Annotated in this window: 17 protein-coding genes and 4 pseudogenes; 10 read left to right on the forward strand and 11 right to left on the reverse strand. The window is 68.6% G+C overall.

Annotation, left to right across the window (positions count from 1 at the left end; genetic code table 11):
* Positions 1-147: 147 nt before the first annotated feature.
* Positions 148-645 (reverse strand): transposase family protein, encoded by a 498-nt coding sequence (locus JIX55_RS00165; RefSeq protein WP_257561165.1) that lies wholly within the window; start codon positions 643-645, stop codon positions 148-150.
* Positions 646-1,351: 706 nt separating this feature from the next.
* Here JIX55_RS00165 and JIX55_RS00170 point away from each other — a divergent pair.
* Positions 1,352-2,301: pseudogene (locus JIX55_RS00170) on the forward strand (SDR family NAD(P)-dependent oxidoreductase).
* A gap of 65 nt (positions 2,302-2,366) precedes the next feature.
* Here the strand turns inward: JIX55_RS00170 and JIX55_RS00175 are convergent.
* Positions 2,367-3,375, reverse strand: a pseudogene (locus tag JIX55_RS00175) (IS5 family transposase).
* Between the two features lie 136 nt (positions 3,376-3,511).
* Positions 3,512-3,778, reverse strand: coding sequence for a hypothetical protein (locus JIX55_RS00180; RefSeq protein ID WP_257561166.1), 267 nt, complete (start codon positions 3,776-3,778; stop codon positions 3,512-3,514).
* Between the two features lie 234 nt (positions 3,779-4,012).
* Here JIX55_RS00180 and JIX55_RS00185 point away from each other — a divergent pair, with 234 nt between their 5' ends.
* A complete protein-coding gene (locus JIX55_RS00185) occupies positions 4,013-5,194 on the forward strand; it encodes an FAD-dependent monooxygenase (protein ID WP_257561167.1) in 1,182 nt (393 codons plus the stop codon).
* Between the two features lie 888 nt (positions 5,195-6,082).
* Here JIX55_RS00185 and JIX55_RS00190 read toward each other — a convergent pair.
* Positions 6,083-6,670: a transposase family protein gene (locus JIX55_RS00190; protein ID WP_257561168.1), complete on the reverse strand. Its 588-nt coding sequence runs from the start codon at positions 6,668-6,670 to the stop codon at positions 6,083-6,085.
* A gap of 16 nt (positions 6,671-6,686) precedes the next feature.
* On the opposite strand from JIX55_RS00190, the gene JIX55_RS00195 reads away from it, so the two are divergent.
* Positions 6,687-7,121, forward strand: coding sequence for a hypothetical protein (locus JIX55_RS00195; RefSeq protein WP_257561169.1), 435 nt, complete (start codon positions 6,687-6,689; stop codon positions 7,119-7,121).
* Between the two features lie 66 nt (positions 7,122-7,187).
* Here JIX55_RS00195 and JIX55_RS00200 read toward each other — a convergent pair whose 3' ends face one another.
* The 3 genes from JIX55_RS00200 to JIX55_RS00210 are packed head-to-tail and all read right to left on the reverse strand — an operon-like array spanning position 7,188 to position 9,962.
* Positions 7,188-7,874 (reverse strand): response regulator transcription factor, encoded by a 687-nt coding sequence (locus JIX55_RS00200; RefSeq protein ID WP_257561171.1) that lies wholly within the window; start codon positions 7,872-7,874, stop codon positions 7,188-7,190.
* Positions 7,838-8,959, reverse strand: a complete 1,122-nt coding sequence (locus tag JIX55_RS00205) for a hypothetical protein (RefSeq protein WP_257561172.1) — start codon at positions 8,957-8,959, stop codon at positions 7,838-7,840. The genes JIX55_RS00200 and JIX55_RS00205 overlap by 37 nt, the downstream gene beginning before the upstream one ends.
* Before the next feature lie 10 nt (positions 8,960-8,969).
* Positions 8,970-9,962, reverse strand: a complete 993-nt coding sequence (locus JIX55_RS00210) for a sensor histidine kinase (protein WP_257561173.1) — start codon at positions 9,960-9,962, stop codon at positions 8,970-8,972.
* 552 nt (positions 9,963-10,514) lie between these two features.
* On the opposite strand from JIX55_RS00210, the gene JIX55_RS00215 reads away from it, so the two are divergent.
* Both JIX55_RS00215 and JIX55_RS00220 read left to right on the forward strand, forming a co-directional pair.
* Positions 10,515-11,387, forward strand: a complete 873-nt coding sequence (locus JIX55_RS00215; RefSeq protein WP_257561174.1) for an esterase/lipase family protein — start codon at positions 10,515-10,517, stop codon at positions 11,385-11,387.
* 799 nt (positions 11,388-12,186) lie between these two features.
* The gene (locus tag JIX55_RS00220; RefSeq protein WP_257561175.1) at positions 12,187-14,181 is read left to right on the forward strand and encodes an Ig-like domain repeat protein; all 1,995 of its coding nucleotides are present in this window, start codon (positions 12,187-12,189) and stop codon (positions 14,179-14,181) included.
* 1,352 nt (positions 14,182-15,533) lie between these two features.
* On the opposite strand, the gene JIX55_RS00225 is transcribed toward JIX55_RS00220, so the two are convergent.
* Complete coding sequence (locus JIX55_RS00225; RefSeq protein ID WP_189783608.1) at positions 15,534-16,211, reverse strand: TetR/AcrR family transcriptional regulator; 678 nt, start codon at positions 16,209-16,211, stop codon at positions 15,534-15,536.
* On the reverse strand, positions 16,204-16,608 hold the full coding sequence (locus JIX55_RS00230) for a PaaI family thioesterase (RefSeq protein ID WP_257561179.1): 405 nt from the start codon (positions 16,606-16,608) through the stop codon (positions 16,204-16,206). Before JIX55_RS00230 ends, JIX55_RS00225 begins: the two co-directional genes overlap by 8 nt.
* Positions 16,609-16,889: 281 nt before the next feature.
* On the opposite strand from JIX55_RS00230, the pseudogene JIX55_RS00235 reads away from it, so the two are divergent.
* Together JIX55_RS00235 and JIX55_RS00240 are read left to right on the forward strand one after the other, a co-directional pair.
* A pseudogene (locus tag JIX55_RS00235) lies at positions 16,890-17,308 on the forward strand (DNA polymerase III subunit alpha); the annotation flags it as partial.
* Between the two features lie 67 nt (positions 17,309-17,375).
* A pseudogene (locus JIX55_RS00240) lies at positions 17,376-17,830 on the forward strand (hypothetical protein); the annotation flags it as partial.
* Here the strand turns inward: JIX55_RS00240 and JIX55_RS00245 are convergent.
* Positions 17,739-19,883, reverse strand: coding sequence for a hypothetical protein (locus JIX55_RS00245; RefSeq protein WP_257561180.1), 2,145 nt, complete (start codon positions 19,881-19,883; stop codon positions 17,739-17,741). The pseudogene JIX55_RS00240 and the gene JIX55_RS00245 sit on opposite strands and share 92 nt — an antisense overlap.
* A gap of 212 nt (positions 19,884-20,095) precedes the next feature.
* Here JIX55_RS00245 and JIX55_RS00250 point away from each other — a divergent pair, with 212 nt between their 5' ends.
* Entirely contained in the window at positions 20,096-20,230 is a 135-nt protein-coding gene (locus JIX55_RS00250) for a hypothetical protein (protein WP_257561181.1), read from the forward strand.
* Positions 20,188-20,577, forward strand: a complete 390-nt coding sequence (locus tag JIX55_RS00255; RefSeq protein ID WP_257561182.1) for a hypothetical protein — start codon at positions 20,188-20,190, stop codon at positions 20,575-20,577. The genes JIX55_RS00250 and JIX55_RS00255 overlap by 43 nt, the downstream gene beginning before the upstream one ends.
* 538 nt (positions 20,578-21,115) lie before the next feature.
* On the opposite strand, the gene JIX55_RS00260 is transcribed toward JIX55_RS00255, so the two are convergent.
* Positions 21,116-21,334 (reverse strand): hypothetical protein, encoded by a 219-nt coding sequence (locus JIX55_RS00260; protein ID WP_257561183.1) that lies wholly within the window; start codon positions 21,332-21,334, stop codon positions 21,116-21,118.
* Between the two features lie 177 nt (positions 21,335-21,511).
* Between JIX55_RS00260 and JIX55_RS00265 the strand changes: the two genes are divergently transcribed.
* Positions 21,512-21,742: a hypothetical protein gene (locus JIX55_RS00265; protein ID WP_257561184.1), complete on the forward strand. Its 231-nt coding sequence runs from the start codon at positions 21,512-21,514 to the stop codon at positions 21,740-21,742.
* Positions 21,743-21,867 lie beyond the last annotated feature (125 nt).

A 21,867-nucleotide genomic window follows, 5' to 3' on the forward strand; every position in this document is an offset into this window, starting at 1 on the left:
CGGGCCTCGGTCTGCGCGGGAGCTCGAAGGCTCGGGCGTATCAAGAGGTCACCGCGGAGTGGGCTCGCACCACCAACACCAACGAGTGACCGAGGTGACGGTGTTGACGCTCGCGGGTGCTGGATGTCACCGGTCTGGCGAGAGGCATCAAGGCCCGTTCTTCAGAAGGCATACATCCAGCACCCGACTCGAACACCCGGGGAACTGGGTCACTCCCTCGGGATGCCCTTGGAAAGGGATTAGTTCTTCAGGTCGGCGAAGCCGTGCTCGCTCGCGGTTGACCAGATGGTTGGCCGCCTTCTGGGCGGCGGTGAGGGGATGGCCGCGGGCCGCTTTGCGGCCGGTGACGATCACCGAGTCGTCGGGGTCGTCGTCCAGACCGACGAAGCCGAGGTCCGCCAGCGCCCCAAGGTCGGCCTCCCGCAGGTGGGTGGTGATCTTGTTGTGGCGGGCAGTGGTGATCTCCGAGGAGCGCCCCGGCTTCGCCGCCGAGATCCACACCAAGTTGCCCTTCTCATCGGTCAGGGCGAGGAACAGCAGGCCGTGGGTCTTGTGCTTCCCGCTGTAGTTCGGCCGGTTGGCATCCCCGGTGCGTCGGCGAGTACGGACGAGAGTGCCGTCGAGCAACACAACGACGCCACCCATCCGGGCGATTTTCTTCAGGGCGCGGGGCCCGTACGGCGAGCAGGCCGGTCACTTCCAGAAGCCAGCGGCGCACGGTGGAAGCGGAGATGCCGTTGCCACCCGCCATGTCGGAAAGCCGATGGTCGTGGCGGAGGACGGCCAGGACGGTCAGGGCGGTCAGGGCGGTCAGGGCCGTCAGGGCGATGCGGCCGGGCGGGAGCTTGCGCCAGCGCGAGCGGATCACCGGGACCAGCGAATTCAGGTTGCACAACGCCCACTGCTGTATTGGGCGAGACACACCTGCCACCACAGGCAGAGGCACAAGCAGTCCCCGAAGGAGGATTGCCGTCCTCGGGCATCACGGTCACCGCAGGTCGCCATCCTCATGTCCCCGACAGAATAGGCAGTAAGAACGCCCAAAACGTACCGTTTCGGTCGAGGCTCAGGTCACAGCTCGGGGCGGGACGGCATTGGGGCCTGTGTGATGTTGCGATCAAAAAGTGTGACTGAGTGCCCGAGTTGACCACTCAGTGCTTCATCTGGCCGTGCTCGCGACCGGTTCTGTGCCGGTCGTGGCGTAGCGACCTTCTTGCTCTCTCGGGACGGGTATCGGAAGTCTGTCTGCGCTAACCGTGATCTGTCGGCGGTTTGTCGGTGGAGGTTGGGACCTTGGTCGGGTTGGTGCTCTTCATGAGCACGCTGCCGAGAGCACAAGGAGCCTGTCATCGTGTCTTCCGCATCCCAGAGCCGAGCGTGGGACGTTCACCGGCTACCGTCTGCCGAGGGCAGGATTTTCCTGGTCACCGGGGGTAACGCCGGGATCGGCTACTTTGTCGCGGAGCAGCTCGCCGCCACCGGCGCGGTTGTCGTACTCGGCAGCCGGGACGCCGCGAAGGCCGACGCCGCCATGGCCTCGATCCGCTCACGCGTCTCTGGCGCGCGTGTGCGGCATCTTCAACTGGACCTCGCCGACCTGTCGTCCCTGAAGACCGCCGTGGACATGCTGGATCTCGATCATCTCGACGCGGTGGTCTACAACGCAGGGGTCGCTCTCGACGACCCGCCGCGTCGAGAGACCGGGGACGGTCACGAGCTGATGTTCGGCACCAACCACCTCGGCCACTTCGCGCTTACCCAGTGGCTGGCCCCCCTGCTGTCCGCGGCGTCGGCGGGTCGCATCGTGACGGTGGGAAGCTTTGCGGCGCGGTCCGAGCGACTGGACCTGGGCGATCTGCAGTCGGTCCAGGACTACCGGTCCAAGCGCACCTACGGCCGATCGAAGCTGGCGCAGATGTGCTTTGGTTTCGAACTCGATCGCCGCCTGCGTGCCGTGGGCAGCCCGGTTCTCAGTGTGGTGGCCCACCCCGGCGGCGCACTGGACTCCCTCACCCCGTCCCGCCCGCCGGTAGGCGTGACAACCCCGGCGAGCGGCTGCGCGCCTTGCCCGCCGGTCTCTTGGTGCAGGGCAAGGACGCCGGAGCATGGCCCGTCGTCCGCGCCGTCCTCGACTCGGAGGTGCAGGGAGGGCAGCTGTGGGGGCCGAGGGTCTTCGGCCTGCGGGGCATACCGCGGCGTGAGCCCGTCCCCTCTCATATGGCCGACCCGGCCATCGCCGCTCGCCTGTGGGCCGTCAGCGGTGAGCTGGTCGGCACGGATCCGCACCTCGGTTTCCGGTAGGCGCGGAGCCGCGCCCAGGCGGCTGTCCGGTAGTCAACTGGCATGGTCAGTCCGGCCAACCGGGCTCAGTCACAACCAGTTGCCCGCAGGAGGTCGTTGATCCAGATCATGGAGGCGCGGAGGTGGAGGCCGGCGAGATAGCCCTCGGGGGTCTTGTCGTATCGAGTCGCGATGCCCCGCCAGGCTTTCAGCTTGTTGATCAGGCGCTCGACGGTGTTCCGCTCCTCGTAGAGATCGGTGTCGTGGCGTGTGGGGCGGCCGCCCCGGCTGCCTTTCTTCTTTCGGTTGGCGGCCTGGTCCTTCTTCTTCGGGATGACTGCCTTGATGTTGCGTTTGCGCAGGTAAGAGCGGTTAGCGCGGGATGAGTAGGCCTTGTCCGCGGCGACAGCGCCAGGCCGGGTCCGGGACGGCCGACCGGCAGACGGACCCGCACCTTCCGCAGCACGGCGACGAACTGGGGGCTGTCGGCGGCCTGTCCCGCGGTCAGGACGAACGACAACGCACGGCACTTGCGGTCCGCAGCAAGATGAACCTTGCTCGTCAGCCCACCACGGGATCTGCCGAGCAGCCCTTGTGCCAAGCGGAGCCTGCGCCGTCGCCTGACGTGCCGCCGCTCTTCCCGCTCGGGGTCGTCACCTGCGTCCTGTCCGTTCTGTTCTGGCGGGCCGCCCCCCTTTGCCGGGTCCGCTCCTGCTCGGCGGCGGCTTCCTCAAGGGCGTCCATGACCTCCTTGCCGATGCACATCCCGGCAGCGTCGTGGCGGGCGCGGGTGGCCGTGGAGTCCACGCTGACCAGGGACAAGTCCGTCTGTCCCTGGCGGGCGGCCTCGGCGATCACGCCTTCCAGCAGCGCGGTGAAGACGTCGGCGTCCCTCCAGACCCGGAAGCGGCCGTAGACCGTAGGCCACGGGCCGAACTCACGTGGCATCTCCCGCCACTGACTGCTGGTGCGGAACCGCCAGATCACCCCCTCGAACTGCTCCCGCAGCCGCTCGGGGTACAGGCCGTACTCGCCTATCGGCAGGAACGGCTCGATCAACTTCCACTGCTCGTCGGTGAGTTGCCTGCGCGTCACGATCGTCTTCCTACCGGATCTGCCTTCCATGCGGATCCGGATCGGCAAGATTGATCACGACCTCACACAGGCCCTAGTACGCGGCAACCGTGCTTGAGTAGGTTTCAGAACCGGCGCGAGGTCGAGGAGACAGGCTCTAACAGGGGCCTTTGTCCTGGCCCGTGCCGCACACCGGGCCGGGGTCCTCAGCGATGTAGATGAGGAAGAAGAACCAGGCCATGAGGGCGACCACGATGCCGATGCGCCAGAGCGTTTCCGTACGACGCTTGGGGTGTTGGTCGTGGTCGTCCCGCTTGTCGCTGTCGCTGCTCATGGCTTCCCCCGGGTCGTAAGCCTGTTCAACACGGTAGCGGCGGTCACTGCTCTGCACGACGTCGTCGAGGAGAGCGCGCATCTGCGTCATGTCCGGTTTTGCTCAGAAGGATCGCGCGACGGCCCCCGTCACACCTGCGGTTTGTCCACGCCGCGCTCGGCCTGGCGCCGAGCGGTGCAGCTCCGTCATGGTCGCCTACGGGTGGGGCTAGCGTGATCCCGGCGTGTAACGCGCAGCCCGTGCTGACATGCCCTGACTCTACGATTGCAGAGGCAGGGCTCTGCGGCTGTAGAGGGTGCTCGAACCGAACGGAAGTGGTGTTCCATGCCGAAACGTCACGCGGTGGTGGCCGGGGCCGGAATCGGCGGCCTCACCGCCGCCGTCGCACTGCATCGCCGCGGCTGGCACGTCACCGTCTGCGAACGCGCCCCCGAACCCCCCGCCACCGGCGCCGGCATCGGCCTCGCCCCCAACGCCCTGCGCGCACTCGACACCATCGGCGTCGACGCCGCCCGCGCCGCCGGCAGCGCCGTACCCACGACGATGGGCGTACGCCGCTCCGACGGCCAGTGGCTCACCCGGACCGACACCGCCGACATGGCAGCCCGCTACGGCATGCCCCCGATCGCCGTCCCGCGCCCGGCCTTCACCGCCGCCCTGGCCGCCTCCCTGCCGCCGGAGGCCCTCCGCTACGGCACCGCCGTGACCGCCGTCGACGACGCCGCGGGCCGCCCGACCATCCGTACGGCAGTCGGCCCGAACCTTGCCGCCGATTTGGTCGTCGCCGCCGACGGCATCCACAGCCCGCTGCGCCGCGCGTACTTCCCCGCCCACCCCGGCCTGCACTACATCGGCGAGACCGCCTGGCGGACCATCGTGGACGCCCCGGACCTACGGATACCGGCCATGAGTGAGACCTGGGGGCGGGGCGAGCGGTTCGGCGTCACCCCGCTCTCCGACGGCCGGTTTTACCTCTACGCCACCGCGGTCCTCCCGGCCGGCACCCGGTCGGCCGACCCCCGCGCCGAACTCCGGCGCCGCTTCGGCTCGTGGCACGACCCGATTCCGGCCCTGCTGGATCGCATCCGCCGCCTCGACCCTGCCGACGTCCTCCAGAACGACCTCTACGACCTGGCCGCCCCGCTCCCCACCCTGCACCACGGCCGGATCGCCTGGCTGGGCGACGCCGCCCACGCCATGGCCCCCAACCTCGGCCAGGGCGGCTGCCAGGCCATCGAGGACGCGGTGGTCCTCGCCCACCTGCTTCCCGCCGGAGACGGCGGAGACAGCACAGACTCCGTCCCGGCCTCCCTCGCCGCGTACACCGCCGCCCGCCGCGGGCGTACCGACGCCGTGCGCGTCCGCGCCCGCCGGGTCGGCCGCCTGGGCGCCCTGCGTAACCCGCTCGCGGTGGCGGCCCGCGACCTCGCTGTCCATGCCACCCCTGCCCGCCTGGCCCTGCGCGCCATGGACGACCTCTTCAACGGCTTCCGCCTCCCCGGGTAGCAGGGACCGCGAGTCTCTGTCGTCAAAGTCCCGCTGGGCCGCGCGTCCCAGCACCCCTGCTCGCTTCGTTGTCGGACCGCCCAACAGCGTCCAGTACTCGAACGGACCTCCGCCTTGCGATGCACGCACCGGACAACACGTGCCCCATCGGGAGACTTTGACGACAGGGCCTCCAGCTAGACGCCGCCGACCGGATCGTCACGCCGATCACCGCGCTGCCCAGCGCCGACGAGGGCGACCTGTGCAGGGACTCCTTCGCCCTGGATGCACTCGGGCGGATCTTCCTCACCACGCTGCGTGCCGAGGACGACCTGTGCCCGGCTTCGGTGCCGGGCATCGCCCGGGCCATCATCCGCTTCTCCGAAGAGATCCTCACCGGGACGGCCAGGACGTCACGGAAATCCTGGAGCAGTTGGAGGCCGCCGCCCTGCGCCAGGCCCACGATGCGCACGGTGCACCGGGTGCGCAGTCGGCGCGCACCACCGGCGTGTAGGCGCAACGCGCCGGCCGATGCCGTGCGGGTGGTGCGCATCCAGTGCGTGCACCAGGTCCGGACGGTACGCCACATCGTGCGCACCACCCGCACCGCGCACCGCACATGGTGCGCATCGGATCCGGCCGCGCGCCTATAACACACACCCCCTTATCCGTGACCTGATCGACGGCCGGGACGGAGGCTGACAAGGGGAAACGTGCCGGTAGCGAACCTGGTCAAGGAACAACGCGCGCCCGGCCGCACCTGGTCAAGGTGCGGCCGGGCGTCGTGCGCACCGGTGCGGTACGGAACATCGAGTGAGAGGTGTGCAAGCTGAAGTTGCCGGTCACGGGGCTGGTGTGCGTGGGCATCGGGAGCTCATGCTGGTCGCCGGCAGGTGACTTTGGTGAAGATCATCGGGCGACTTCGCGGTTCGTGAGGACCAGCAAGGCCCGGACCAGGGCGGTCGCCCAGGCGGGGTCGGTGCGTACCTTGCCGAGGACGCGCCAGTTCTTGAGGTGGGCGAAGCCGTGCTCGACGGGTGCCCGGACGGCCGCCAGTGCCGTGTTGGACAGCTTCTGGCCTCGCGTCAGGGGCCGGTTCCGGGCGGCCTTGTAGCCGGTGATCACCGCCGGGTCGGCGTCGGGGCCGCCGTCGTCGAGGCCGACGAACCCCAGGTCGGCGATGGCGCCGAGTCCGGCTTCCCGCAGTTTCCGGGTGAGCTTGTCGTGCCGGCAGGCGGTGATCTCCGAGGTGCGCCCGGGGCGGGCCGCCGAGATCCACAGCAGTCGGCCCCGGTCGTCGGTGAGGGCGATCACGAGCAGGCCGTGGCATTTGTTCTTGCCGGAGTAGTTCTTCCGGTTCTCCTTCCCGGTCCTGCGCCGGGTACGGATCACTGATCCGTCCAGCAGTACGATGCCGCCACCCATTCGGGCGATCTTCTTGCACGCCCGGTCCAGACGCGGGGCGGGGGCTGCGAGCAGGCCGACGACCTCCCTCACCCATCGGGTCACGGTGGTGCGGGATGAGCAGGACTGCCCGCCCGGCCACCTTCGCCGGTACCGGAGCGACAGGCGCGGCGTCGGCGAGGGCCTGCTCGGCCAGACGGTTCAACACCCGCCCCGCGACCGCCAGTTCATCCCGCTCGGCCTGGACCTCCTGGAGTTGCTTGCCCGACTCTTCGGCGAGGTCGTCCAGTTCGCTCCGGCGGGCGGTGATCCACTGCCGCTCCTGCATCCCCCGCGCCTTCCCGCGTTCTCACGGCGTGTCGACCTGCTGACGGATCGTAGGCGGGGGCCGGTCGTGGGCGCAGCCGAACTCGGCATCCCGCCGGAGCCGGACCTACCCGATGATCTACGCCATGGTCATCGGCCGCGGACCGGCACGAGTACCCAACTCGCCATTCACACCAGACCTGTGACCTGCGACTTCACGATGCATACTGCCCAGTAACTGTGGTCCTGACACGGAGGCGCCTCGCGGTAGAGGTAGGGATCGCACGGGTGGCCTTCGGGGCGGTCAGCCCCCGCCAGCCGCGGCTGACTCGTAGCCTGTGATGTCGTCGGGCTTCACCAAGCCGTCCTCGATCGCGCGGGCCAGCATGTCTGCCTTTGTCGGTGCGTTTCTGCCGACCTGTGCGTACTTGACTCTCGCCCGGCGGATGTACACGTCCACGGTGTGGACTGACACACCCATGCGCCGGGCGACCGAGGCCTTCGACATGGACTGGAACCACCACAGCAGAGCGGTACGTTCCTGCGAGGACAGCTGGGGCCTGTTCGCGCCGCGATCACCCACGAGGACACCCGCGGCCGTCGGTGTGACGTACGGCCTGTCGCCCGCCGCCGCCAACACCGTGTTCACCAGGTGCACCCGTCCCTCGTTCTTCGCGACGAACTCGCACGCTCCGGCCTCCAGCGATTCGAGCACCACTCGCTGCTCGGTGAACTGCGAGAAGGCGATGACCCGTTGACCCGCCGCAGCCAGCGTGGCGACAGCGTCGATGGCGATTGTGCCGTGCAGATTCAGATCGAGAATGAGGACATCCGCGACTCCGGGCGGCACATCGGGGGTTTCGCCGGTGTACACAACCGAGATCCGCGGCTCCTCGGACAGCCACGTCTGAATGCCTTCGATGACGACAGGGTGATCGTCGATGATGGCAACGGTCAGCGAGCCGGTCGCACCGGATATCGGGTCTCCCACCACAACTGGTCCCCCTCCTGGTCGGACAGGAAGGACACGGCAAGCAGGCCCGGCGGTTCCACGACCGTCTCCGGCGGGGCGTCGGCCACCACACTCACCGCAACCTCCTCCGGCGTCGCCAGCAGGGTAACCCGCGCCTCGGTGGCTGCGGCGGCTAGGACCAGCAGGGCCCCTTCCGCCAGTTCCCGGCGGACGGATGTCGGCAGCTCGGGCAGGTCTCCGTAGCTCAGCAGGGTGACGTGTACCCCGCGCCGCTCGGCGATGTCGGCACAGGCCCGCAGTTCGTGCAGGAGCGGGTGCGGGGTGTCGTCCGTCTCCGCAAACAGCCTCCGCAAGCGTGCCGCCTCCACGGCGGCGCGTTGGCGTACGACGGTGTCCCCCGGGTCCAGTCGGCGTTCAGTCAGACCACGCAGTAGCGGTTCCACTCTGCCGCGCAGATGCTCGTACCGGCGCCGGCGCTCGGTGTGCACGGTCTCGTCGGCGGTGGCACGGGCGAGGTGCTCCGCGTGTGCCGCGGCGGCCTCGGTGGCTTCCCTGGCACCGTCGTTGAGCTGCCGTACCAGGTACGCGAAGGTCAGCTGGATACCGGCGGTGGTGTAGGTCGCGGCCAGCAGACGGGAGACGGTGACGTGGTCGAGCGCGCCGTCGGCTGCCAGGAAGCCCGCCGTGACGGCCGTGTTGGCGCCGAGCAGGGTGATCAGCTCCCACAGGGGACGCTGCAGCAGAAGCAGCACGCCGAACCAGCCCACGGTGTTCCACGCCCAGCTCACGTCGCCGATCGCCGCGCCCGGCGGGTACGTGGCGGTGGCGACGACGCCGCTGATCAGCGCCGCCCCGGCCAGCATTCGCGCGGTGTGCGCGCTGAGCGCGGAACGCAGCAGCAGGACGGAACCGGCCGTCTGGATGACCACGAGGGCCAGCCAGGCGCCCGCGGCGGCGACCTGCGGCTCGTACATCGGCCAGCCCCTGAGTACCAGCAGGGTGTCCAGACCCAGGTGCCAGACGCCGACGATCGCCACCAGCCCGATACTGACGGCCTTGGCGAAGCGGGTGGCGACCACGCCCTCGACGACGCCGGTGCTCATGGCTCCCACCTCAGCACGACCCGGGTGCCGGCGCCGGGGGACGAAACCACTCGGGCGCTGCCGCCCACGGCACGCATCCGGCCGTAGACCGATTCCCGCAGGCCGCGCCGGTGGGGGGAACAGCCGCCGGGTCGAACCCGGCTCCGCTGTCGCGGACTTCGACGGTGGCGCCCTGCCCGAGGCGTCGGCCCGAGACCCGGGCGGCGCGGGTGTTCGCGTGCTGGGCCACGTTGGCCAGGGCCTCGGCGATCCCTTGCGAGAGGGCTTCCACGACCTGGTGGGGGAGGTCCAGCGGTGGCACGTCGAACTCGATGTCCAGTGATGGAAGGCCGACGCGGTGCGTCAGTACGGCAGTGCGCAGCGCGACATCCAGCGGCGCGGGGTCGTGCGCCCCAGTGCGTGCCACACCGGGGTGTGCCCGCAGGTCTTCGATGACGGCCAAGTCGGCCGCGGCCCGTTCCGGCAGCGCGGCGGAGTCACGGGTGATGCTGCCGGTACCCACCATGGTGAGCGTGGCGAGCACGGTGTCGTGCAACAGCCGCTGCTGGTCCAGCTCGTCGGTGCGGGCGGCGGACCGGGCCCGCGCCGACGCACGCGCCGACGCCTCCTCGGACAGCGCGAGGTCCGCCCTGCACGCTCCATGTCGCAGCAGGACGGCGACAGCGGCGGCGAGCAGCCCCTGGAGTACCAGGACGACGGAGGCCTCTCGTAGCCCGGTGCCCATCGCGTGGGCCGCCGCGATGGCGAGCGCCGCGGCCATCGCCCAGGGCTGCCGCAGCGTGAACTGTGCGATGAAGACACCGGTGCCGGCGACCATGTCGATCCATCCGGAGCCCGCTGACGCTTCCAGGACCTCGGCCGGGACGAGCCTGCCGTGCGCCAGACAGAGCACCACAACGACGGCGGTGTCACCGGCGCAGAGCCAGGGATACGGTCCCGGCCTGAACATCACAACGGTGAACAGGCCGCTCCACACCAGCAGTCCGACGACAGCGACGGCCACCCAGACGGAGCGTGCGGGCGGTGCGAAGCCGACCATAGCGACCAGGGCCGCTCCGACCGCACTGGTCGCCCTCAGGACCGCGGACAGGCGTGCGGACTTGCGCTGAAGCTGGTGTTGGGCGGGCCCCTGCGTCGACCCACCGCCTCCATCTGGCGGATTCCCGCCTCCGCCTGGCGAATTGAGGGTTTTGGCCGTATTCCCCATGGTGCTCCCCCTGTTACCCCCGGGTACCGACGGACCCCGCCGCTCAACCTAAGTCACCGAGCGCGGCCAACGGGAGGCGTGCGCGGCATCTCGCCGCGTTGTCACGCGTTCGCGTGACATGCCCATCGCGAGTCCCGCCGTCTAGCCTTCAGAACCGGGACGCCCGGGGAGGGATCCGGGGTGTCATTCGAGGTTCGGCGGCCCTGTCCGTACGGGCGGCCAGTGATCCAGCACGTTCACTCTGATCGGACACCCGATCTCTACGAGCTCAACCTGATTACCCGGAGGGGTAGGGCCATGCGAAGATCCCGAAGTTCAACCACGCTGTTCCTCAGCGCACTTCTCGCCATGGCGATCGCATTCGTGGCGGCTGCCCCGGCAAACGCCGCGCCGAGCCGGGAGAACGGCCCCGGCAAGGTGATCTTTGTGCACGGATTCGATCCCAGCGGCGCGGCGGCGACCAACTGCCGGGAGTATTGGGCGAGCGCGATCGCTTACTTCAAGTCGAACGGGTATGCGGACAATCAGCTGATCACGTACAGCTACTACAAGAATGAGTCGGGATCAAACGGCTGCACCACCCGGTTCAAGGACTCGAACGGCGATTACGGCACACGTGAAACGAGCCTCACGACGATAGCCAGGCATTTCGCCAACCGCGTCTACAACGCCTACTCCAGCTCCCCGTACGGCGGCCAGAAGGTCGACGTGGTCGCCCATTCCATGGGCGGCCTCGTGGTCCGCGCCGCGCTGTACCACGTCAAGAAGGGCAGCCCTGGCTTCCCGCCGTACCTCTACATCGAGGACGTTGTCACACTCGGCACTCCGCACAATGGGGCGAGCATGGGTCAGCTCTCCCTGTGCGGAGCGTTCTACAGGACTCCGCGGCAGTGCAATCAAATGGCTCCGGGCAGCGACTTCCTCGACGACCTTCCCCAGACTCCCAGCAAGTCGGCCATGGGAACGGACTGGACGGCGGTCTCGTCTTACGATGACACAACGGTCTCTGCGAGTTCCGGAACTTGGATCAGCGCGAATCACAAGCTCCAGTACGACGACAGCGGAGACAAGGCGATCAGTCACACCGCCCTGAAGAGCCACAAGAACTTCAAGTATCGCGGCCGATTCAAGGACGGTGGCGCAGCATGGTCTTCCTACGCCGACAGGATAGCGCCGGTTGTGAGGGCGCATAAGGCCGTGGTCCGCGAAGCCTCGCACTGACTTTGCCGCCGCCACCGCCCGGACGCCACCCTGTGGAGTCCGGGCGATGCGGGGGCGGGCGGTGGTCGTGGCGCTGAGGCTTCCCAGTGATCGGGACCTCGATGGTGGTGCCGCGAGGGTGGCCCGGGCCTTGCTGGTCCTCACGAACCGCGAAGTCGCCCGATGACCGATGATCTTCACCAAAGTCACCTGCCAGCGACCAGCACGAGCTCCCGATGCCCACGCACACCAGCTCCGTGACCAGCAACTTCAGCTTGCACACCTCTCAGTGCGGCGCATCGTGGTGCGCGAGAGTGCCGGGCATCGTCGATGGTGCGCACCTGGTGCGGTGCGGGACATCGTGGTGCTCATGACGATGCGGCGTATCCGGTGCGGTGCGGCGCATCGGATGCTCCGTACTCGATACGGCATCGAGGCGCGTATCGAGCACGGCGGGCCGGATTCGCCGTATCGCCGGTGCATATCGGAGAGGGCGTATCCGTCACCACAGCCAGGCGGTGGAGTGCCGCACCCGGGACAGGGCGCGAGCGTCGCGGCGGGCAGCGGCGTTGCCGATCCGGCCCTACCGCGCGCGGGGCCGACGGAATCTCCGGCGGCGAGGCGGCGGCGTCCGGCGTCCTGGAGCCGCCTGCGCTGCTTGCGCAACCGAAGGCGATGCCCGGGACTGCCGTGCGCGGCTCGCGCTGGACGGGAGCCCCCTGCCCGCCCGCCGGATTGGTGCTCTACGCTGCGCTCACTCGGCAGCACTCCGCGATGTGCGGATGGCGCTGCGCCTTTTGGGGTGGGGGTAGGAATCACTGTGCGTGTGCGCAGCCTTTCGTCCGCGACGGCGCTCGCGGTGGCTTTCAGTTCCGTCGTTCTGGTGGGATCGGCTGCTGGCCCCGCTGTGGCTGACAGCAGCGCCGTGCTGCCCATCGTCTCCAGCGGCGACATCATCGTGGACGGCGTTCACCAGCGCGTCTTCATCAGCGATCCGTCGGGGGGCAAGGTCGTCGCCACGGACTACGCCGGCAAGGTCATCGGGTCGGTAGCCTCACTCCCGCGGGCCGACGGGCTGGAGCTGTCCGCCGACTCCGGCACGCTCTACGTTGCTGTGCCGGGTACCGACGAGATCGTGGCCATCGACTCGGCGACGGTCACCGAGTCCGCTCGGTACGCGACAGGCGATGGCACCGACCCGGAACATCTCGCGCTCGCGGGCGGCAGGATCTGGTTCGGCTACGGCGGCGTCGGCCACGGCAACATCGGCTCACTCGACCTGTCGGCCGAGCAGCCGCACGTGTCGCTCGGTCAGGAATCGGACGGTACCTGGACCGACGCTCCCTTGCTGGATTCGGCGCCCGGCGCCCCCAACACCCTGGCGGCAGGCTCGCGCCAGTACTCATTGACCCCGCTGGCCATTTACGACGTGTCAGCTGGCACGGCCGCCCGAACGGCCCTCTATCGCGTGCCGGACGAGCAGTTCGGACAGCACGTGGAGGACCTGGCGCTCACCCCCGACGGCACGCAGGTCGTGGCGTCTTCCGCGACTCATCAGGTGTACCGGACCACGGATCTGGCAGTGGTCGGCTCATACTTCGGCGGCTACTGGCCAAATTCTGTGGATATCGCACCTGACGGCCTCGTCGCGACGGGCACCGACAACAACGAACCGATGGTGTACGTCTACCAGCCGGGTGGCACGACCCCGAGGCGCACCGGCACTTTCCTGGACGACCATGGCGGCGTCATCTGGCCGTCCCGCCTCGACCAGGGGAGTCTCGCCCTCGCGCCCGACAGCAGCCGGCTCTTCGTGGTGACGCACTATGACAGCAGCAACCCGGAGTACCGTCTGCGCGTTGTCAACGAGCCCGGCAAGATGTACTCGTGGGTCACGGTGAACGCGCCGGCACAGGCCGACCGCGCCAAGCCGCTGACGATCACCGGCAAGGTGAACTCCGCGCAGCTCCCGGCGGGGACCACGGTGGCGGTCACCCGCACCGATCTGGAATCGCCGAACGGCAAGGCCCTGCCCGCGGTGACGGTGAAGGCGGACGGCACCTTCTCCTTCACCGACACCCCGCCCGCAGGCGGCACGGTGTCATACAAGGTCGCCTATGCCGGCGACGCCGACCACCTCGGGGCCTCCGCGTCGGACTCCGTGAGCGTCTCGCGCGCCTCCACCGCGCTGTCGGTGAACAAGAACGGCAACATCTACGCGTACGGCAGCGAGGTGAAGTTCACCGCCCACCTCGGCACGACCTACAAGAACCGGACGCTGTCGCTCTACGCGGACACCGCCGGCGACGGCAAGGGCAAGTACCTCGTCAAGACCGGCACGGTCAACAGCGAGGGCAATCTGTCGGTCACCCTCACGCTGAAGCGCGACACCACGGTGAGCGCGTCCTTCGCCGGGGACGCGCGGACGGCGCCGAAGACGGCGAAAAGCTGGGCGGGCGCCAAGGTCAAGGTGTCGCTGAGCCCCAGTCGCTACTACAAGACGGCCACGGTCGGCGGACACACCCAGTACTACTTCCACAAGACCACCAACCCGCTGCTCACGACCACCATGACGGCCTACCCCGGCCGCTCCCAGAAGCTGACCTTCCAGGTCTATTCCGGGGGCACGTGGCGCACGACGGGCTCGGAGTACTTCAAGCTCAGCAGCACGGGCAAATGCACAGTGGAACTCACCGGCACCCACCCGACCGGATACCGGTTCCGGGTCCGCTCCTCGTACCTCAACAACGACTCGGGCGACACCGTGAACTCGACCACGCACGGCTCCTGGAAGTACTTCGCCTTCACCAACTGAGCCGACGGCGGCAGTGGCCGACGCCACGCCCCACCCCGTGAGGGGCGTGGCGTGGCCGAAGCTCACGACGGCTGGAAGCCGCCGACCTGTGGCATATTCCCCGCCTACTCCGAGCCTTCCGGCGGTCAGTTCTACGCTGCTCTTTCCGATGCCGTTCGCGCGGGGCGTACGAACAGCGATCAGCTCCAGCAGGGAGATGGGCACTGGAGCCGGCAACCAGCTCGGGCTGTGCGGCCGCCGCATCGCCCAGGAGCCGGGGCCGACCATCAGCGCGTGCGCCAGCCATTCCCGGCCTCCATCGCCAAGCAGCACGTCGGTGTCCGATCCCTTCTCGTAACGGACCGTGCCCATCGCACCGACGCCTGAGACACGGTGTTCCCGGACGTACGTGCAGGAGGCGAGGGAGCTTCCGGTGGACAGGCGAAACGCGGGAAGGTCGGCGCCTGTGAGCCGACGGCCCACCCGCCGCCGACCGACAAACCCCTCGGCAGCTGCACCCCGCAGGCCACCTCACCACCCAGTGCTGACACCCTCTGACCCACGACAGCAAAGCGAAACGGCCGCCACCGTAATCACGATGACGACCGTTTTTCGTCGCTGCTCTGAAGCACCTGACGTCGGTGCTCCGCTGACGCCCGAAGAGGTGGAGCTCGCTTTCGAGTACCTCCTGGGGATGCAGGACCACAGCGAGCACGCCCTTGCCACCGTCGTCGATCGAACGAGGGCCGTTCCGGCGCCGACCTACCTCTTGTTGCGGCTGGCTGAGGACATCATCCTTCCCGTCACGGACCTGGCGCCCGGTGCCGATCCGTGCGCGGACTCCTTCGCCCTGGACGAGGTCGGGGGCGTCCTGCTGGCCGCGCTGGAGGAGCGGACGCGTGAGTGCGTCCCCAGCGCGATCTGGGGCGTCGCCAACACCATCATCCGGTTCACCGAGAACGTCCTGCGGCAGGAGGGCGAGGACATCGTCGACCCCCTCAAGACGATGCGCACCGATCACCTGGAGCGGGCCCGCGCGTCCTATCCCTCGGGTGGTGCACAGCTGGTGCGTATCGCGCGGCGGTTGGTGCACATCGGGTGCGCACCACCACCGTGTAGTGCGCACCGCTGCCCGATCCGGTGCGCATCGAACGCGCTGGTAACCGCGCCTCGGTGCGCGCCGGATCGGTTACAGGTGCGCACCGGGGCTCTGGCCGGGGCCGGGCTGGTGCGGCTGGTGCGCGCGTCGTTCGGTTCATCCCCGGCGGCGCCTGCGGTAGCGCGCGGGCTGCCACGGCGGGTTCGGCTGGCCGCTGGGGTACCGATGAGGACGCCAGCGAGGCGTAGCGGAGCGTTGCCCAGGACAGAACAGTTCACGTTCCGTAGCGGCCATGGTGCGCGCGTGAGAGGGCGGCGGCGCCCTGGCAGGCGAGGGTGGCGGCGTCGTCTGCGTATTGGGGGATGTCGTCGGGCCATTTCGAGGTCGGCTGGAGGATCAGCAGCGAGACGGCACCGTGCAGGCACGCGCAGATGGCCCGGGTCAGCGCCGTCACATCGCCGTGGAGCACGCCGGCGTCGGCGCATCGCTGCACCGTTTCCCGTAGGAATCGGAAGCAGGCGTCGGCGACCTGCTCAGTGGCGGCTGTCGCGGGTCCGGTCGCGACCAGGCGGTAGCGCAGGGGATGGTCGAGCCCGAACCTGATGTAGGCGACACTGCGCTGGTGGAGTTCGGCGAACGGGTCGGTGGTCTGGGCGCTGATGCTCAGCATCCGTCGGCCGAGCTCGTCCCAGACCCCGAGGCATACGGTGTGCAGCAGTTCCAGTCGGTTGTCGAAGTGCAGATACACCGAGGGGGTGCTGACCCCGACAGCCTGTGCCACCGCGCGGATGGTCACGCCGTCCTCGCCGGCGTCGTCGAGCAGCGTGCCGGCCGCTTCGATGAGCTCGTCCCTCAGTCGGCCGCCATGGCCTCGCTTGGCGCGACTGCGCCGACGGCCTTCGGTTGTGCTGGCGCGGCCGTCGGCCGTGGTCTGGCCGGGTCCCTTAGTCATGGCGCCTCCGGAGGGCGACGAGTTGAGTGACGCGGGCACAGAGCCGGTCCTTGTCATCCCTGATGTCGATTTCCACGGCGACCGTTGACTTGCCGACGTGCAGCGGACGGGAGGTCGCGAAGGCGCCGGTGCCGTGTACGGGCCGCAGGAAGTGGGTGGTGGATTCCATGGTCGCGGGGACGGTGTCGGCGGTCCCGTTGAGCGTGGCGCACACGGCGCCGGCTACATCGGCCAGCCCCATCAGTGCCCCGCCGTGCATCGCGGCGCCGACGGTGGACTGCTCGGGCGTGTAGGCGAGTTGCGCGGTGACAGCGTCGGCCTTGAGTGCTCCGAAGCGTATCCCGAGCGTCCTGGCGAACGGCGCCAAGGTGTAGACGTCTTGCTCGGTGATGGTCATCGCGGGCCCCTCAGGTTGTCGCCGTTAAGTTAACGGTGACATGTTATGTGGACGTCACGGTTCGTGTCCACGCCTGTGGCGCGAGGCTGCAGGGCTGTGCGGTCTTCCGGTGCCGATCGGAGGCGTGCTGAGAGACGCCGAGCTGTCACTCGGATGAGACAATTTCAAGTGTCTGGAGAACCGTCGAACTTGCCGTTCGTAGCGCCAGTTCGTCCCGACCGGAAGGGTCGGGACGAACTCGGCGAGGGCGACGGCTACGGGGAAGTCCACGATCATCAGAGCCCGCTCTCTTCATCGCGGCCGGGCACGGCGCGGCACCGCAGTACGCGCACCCGGACCCGGAGCCGATCTTGCGCGACACGTACGGAGTGGTGATCTGGCATGAGCAGATCATTGCGATCCCGGCCGGATGACTGGCTGCGACCGTGCCGCCGGCGACGTCGCCCGCCGCGCTCTCGCCGATCCCGACCGCCTGCCCAAGGTGAAAGAGTGGTTCCGCCGTACGGTAAGCGAGCGCGGCTACAGCAAGGACGTGTGGGACGAGGTGTGGGAGACCGTCTCCGCGTTCGGCGCGTACGGCTTCTGCCGCGCCCACGCGGTCTCCTTCGCCGTGCCCACCCTGCAGTCCGCGGTCCTCAAGGCCCGGTACCCCGTCTTCCTGTACGCCGGACTACTTGAGCACGACCTGGGGATGTGGCCGTGCTTGTTTGCGCAGCGAGTGTGTCCCGCACTGGTCGTGTCTCGTTCAGCCGGACCTGAGCGGGGCGCTATGTCCCGACTCGCGGGAGCATGGTTACTACGCGCGGCCTGGAGCGGGCCGGTGCGGCGCAGCACGGGTTCTTCGTCTGAGCCGCCGACCTGGAGGACGAGCTCATCCGTGCGCGCGGCCCGAACCGGTTCACGGAGCCGGTCCGGGCCAAGGGCGACGAACGCCCCCTGCGCACGTTGCTGAACCAGCCCGCCCAGCAGGGCCGCACCGCCCAGTAGCAGCTGCGACTTCTTCGGTACGACATCGGGACGGAAGATCCATTACGGCAGGGTCCTCGTCGAAGCCCCGGCACCGGATCGCGTACCCGCACCGCTGGACGGCCTGCTCAACGGCTACTGCCCCAGCCCGGATCCAGAGCGGATCAGTACCGCCGTAGCACCGCTCGGCGCCGCCGTCGGCTCCGCCACGCCATGGCCCCGCCCACCACCACCAGGCCCGCGGTCAGAGCGGTGAGGAGGGCTGTCGTGGCGACGCTGATGGCGCTGGCTCCGTCGCCCTGGGCCTTGGTCGTGGCGGACGACGGGACGAGGTCCTGGCCGAACGCCGATGCCTCGGAGGTGCTGCCGCCCAGCCAGGTGGTGCCGGTGTCCCGGTAATCCGTCACCTGGGCACGGGAGTTGGCGGCCGTGCCCGGCATCCCCGGCGCCTCCTTGGTGAACTGGGCCCGGCTGATGTCCTGTTTCGGTGACTTGGAGAAGTCGACGCCGCCGACGGTGTACGTGTAGATCCAATTACCGGACCGGCGCTCGAACTTGTAGTCTCCCTCGTTGAACGACTTCAGGTAGCGCTGATAAGTGTCCTGCTCCGACCAGTTCTTGTCCTGGCGCAGCGGCCAGCGGGAGACGTCGTCGCTGCCGATGATGTCGTGGTACGGCCCCGGCGTCACCTCGTCCTGCTGTGCGACCCACTCCGCGGCGACCCTGCTGGCATAGACGCGGCGCAGATCGGCGTACTCCGGCGCGGTGTTGACCCGCTTCTCGACCACCGGGCGGATCATCGTCTCCACGAGCCGCTGGTCGTGCTCGAGCTGCGCCGTCGTCTTCCGGCACTGATCGCCGGGAATGACGCCCTCGTACGGCACCGAGTTGACCTTCAGCGGGGCGTCGAGGATATAGATGCCGCCGTCCTGCTCGCGGACCTTGGCGGTGTCCGGCACGATCCAGTTCCGGATCACCGGCATGCACGGCTGGCCGCCGACGCGGCTGAGGGCGTTCCAGAACCGGGCGCCCAGTGCGGTCTTGGGGTTCACCGTCTTCGCGAAGTCGTGCTTCATGGCAAGGTCCGCTTCGAGCAGCACGCGCCCCGCGTCGGTCTTCGCGAACGTGCTGTCCATGATCTGGTCCGGCTGGGTGGGGTTGAGGTTCACCCAGAACTTGTCCGGCGTGAGCGCCAGCCAGGTGAAGAACGCGTCCGAGGCGAGGTGCGCCTTCGCCATGCCGCCCCAGGAGGGGTTGGTGTCCTCGTCCGGGTTCTGGGCGGCCTTGAAGGAGTAGTCCAGGCCCTTGCCGTCCTTGGATGTGCCCACGTAACTGAGCTGGAGGGTGGAGAAGTCCACACCGCCCGGGCTGCTCGACTCGCCTTCCGCGTCCACAAGTTGCTGTTGGTTCGCGCGTGCCTCCGCCTCGGTGTCGGCGGAGCCGCGGATCGCGTTGACGCCGTCCCCGGCGGAGGGGGCGGTCTTCGCGTCCGGGGTGAAGAGTTCGAGATCCTCCGGGGCCGTGTTCTCCTTGTTCGGCGTGAACTCCGGTATCGCGGCCGCCCTGTGCACATGGACCTTGATCCCGGCCGCCTCCAGCTCGGCGACCGTCTCCGCGGTCGGCTCTCTGCCGAAGACGTACCGCACGTCCCAGCCCTGCTCGACCAGCTTCTTGTCCTCCCCCAGCTGCCCGTTCTTGTAAACCCCGTCCGACTTCACCTCGATCAGGATCTTCCGCGTGGCATTGACGAAGTCGCCCCTGCGTTTGGCACCGGGGATCTTCTGCTCGCACTGCCACTCCGAGCCGCCGATACCGAAGTCCTCGGCGACCTTCTTGTGGAAGGCGTCGCCGCGCCGACCGATGACTTCGTTGCCGATGTACTGATTGATCAGCCACGTCCGGAAGCTGCCGCTCCAGGGCCTCTTGCCAGTGGTCTGGTTGCGGTTCCAGGCGGCGTAGGCCCGCTCCGGGGAGTCCAGCGCGAGACCCTCGGTGTCATCGCCGTACTTCTCCAGCAGCTCGTCCGGATCCATACCAGGCGGCAGGTCGATGCCCGAGACGGCGCGCTTGGGATTCGGGTACGTGTACCTGCGGTTCTCGTCGGGCGGCGAGCCGTTGGGATACTTGTCGGACCCCGGGAGGTCGTTGTAGTCCGGGTTTTTGTCCGGTGTCCCGAAAGTCTCCGAGCACGGCCCCGACTTGGGGCTGGCCAGCGCCGCCTGCTGCAGCGCGGGCAGCCCTCCGGCGAATAACCCCACACCGACTGTGAGCACGGCCACGCGTGTCGCGATCCAGTTCCTCGTCCTCATTGCGTGTCCCCCTAGGGGCCTGAACGACCCTTCACGCAGCGGTGCGGCCCCGTGACATGACACCACCAAACAACACTCTAATGGCTAAATGGGTCCTATATTGTACCAATATGGTGAAGCCTGATCGTCAATTGGCTTGTGTCACACACGAGTTGGCCGTCGTACGAGGTGGTCGGGCGTCACGGCCACCGACGCCGCCTACAGTGGCGTCCATGACCGAGATGCACCCGGAACTGGCAGCATGGCTCGCCCGTCAGGAGGCGGACTTCCCGGCCTGGGCGGAGGCGACCGGCACACCGGAGACGTGGGACTTCTCCCCGCCTCACTCGACGCCCTTGAGGCACTGATCCGTGAACGGTACGCCGACACACGTGCCATCAACGCCGCCCGGCACAGCACGTTCGTCCAGGTCGCCGTCTGGTACGTCGGCGAGATCGCCCGGCGCGTCAACAACGGCGCCGCCTGGCACTACCTCCCCGCGGACCCCGCGGCTCTCCCCGGGGCCCCCGGGTCGCCGCAGAGCGTCTGGACCAGAACCCCCCGCGTCGCGCAGGGAGCCGAGGTCGAGACCCCCTGCATGTTCCCCCTCAACGCCCTCCGCGCCCTCCTCGTGGAACCGGATGAGGACGACGACGAGGAGATGGCCGCCGAGTGGGGCGGACCGCTGCGCGATGCGCTGATCCTGAAGGCGTAGCGCGCTGATCCGGGAGGCGTAGTGCGCCGATTTTGGAGACGTAGGAGCGAGGCCCTAGGGGCACCGCCGTGGCGTACTGCTCGGGCATCGCCCACCGGTAGACCATCCCCAGCATGCTCATGCGCTGGTTCCACGTAGCCGCCCCCAGACGCAGCTCAGGGTCTCCGTGGCCCGATCCACCGCATACGTACTCAGCAGAGCCTTCAGCCGGTCCCGGGTATCGAAGACCTCGACCCCGTGCAGCTGGGCTGCCACGATCCAGTCCCGCAGGGTCCGTGCGTACGTCCCCCACGACGACGGAGCCGGGCAGTGCTCCGTCGGCGCAGCCGCAACCACTCGTTGGCCACCGCCGTCGCGCACACCCCTGCCGTTTTCGAACAAAACGTCTTCGTCGACAAGGAACGCCATCCCCTCGGGAATCGTCGGCTTCCCCGACAGCCCCAGGACTCCCAGCTCTCACTTGAGTAGAACACCAGCTCCACGCCCCGACCGTACAAACAAGACACAGCCCACCGCACCCCACAAGTGCGTTCGAGCGCTAGCCCCATACCCCTGATGAGATGAGCGGTGCGGGAAGCCCTTCGGGGGCGGCGCGGCCGGACCGCATCGACGGCGGGTAGCCCTGCCGGTCGACCGACTCCGTGATGTAGCGGACGATGGCCGCCTGGCGGCTCGTCAGCTCTCCCTCGGCGGTCCGGGGGCCCGGGGGACGGCCACGGCGGGCGGGCGCGCTGTTCTCCATCACGGTCACCTCCATACAAGATCCTCGCGGAAAGCGACCCTAACCTGCCATCCGGCGCAAATGGAACACCGTTGCGATCAGCCCCGCAGGCAGTCAGATGGGGTCGTTTTTGACCACGACCGTGCGCAGCGGGCTACTGAAGACCGGCGGGCCTGGCTGAGCGCGCATCTGGCTGCCCAGATCTACGAGTACGTGTCCCGGCTGACGGCCGACCCCCATCTGGACGGCTGGCTGCGCGACCTGGACATCGCACAGCGGCGGTTCACGGGCAGCGGGGACATCTCCGGGGCACTGCAGGAGCTGGGGCGCCAGCTGGAGATGGGATCGGAGGTGGCCGAGGTGGCTACGTTCATGAGAACGGACAGCAGATGTTCACCACTTCGGGAGGCGCCACAGGACACCGAGGATTCGAACGCTGCCTGAGTCTCGGCCCGAGAGGCGGCCGCCGAGGTCTGGCAGGCGGTGCGTGGCCGCCTACCGGCCGATGCCCATGCGAGCGTTGCCGCGATGTTCCCGTCGCCCCCGCCGACTGAGGCGACAGCCGGTAC

This window comes from Streptomyces sp. DSM 40750 (assembly GCF_024612035.1).
Lineage (GTDB): Bacteria > Actinomycetota > Actinomycetes > Streptomycetales > Streptomycetaceae > Streptomyces.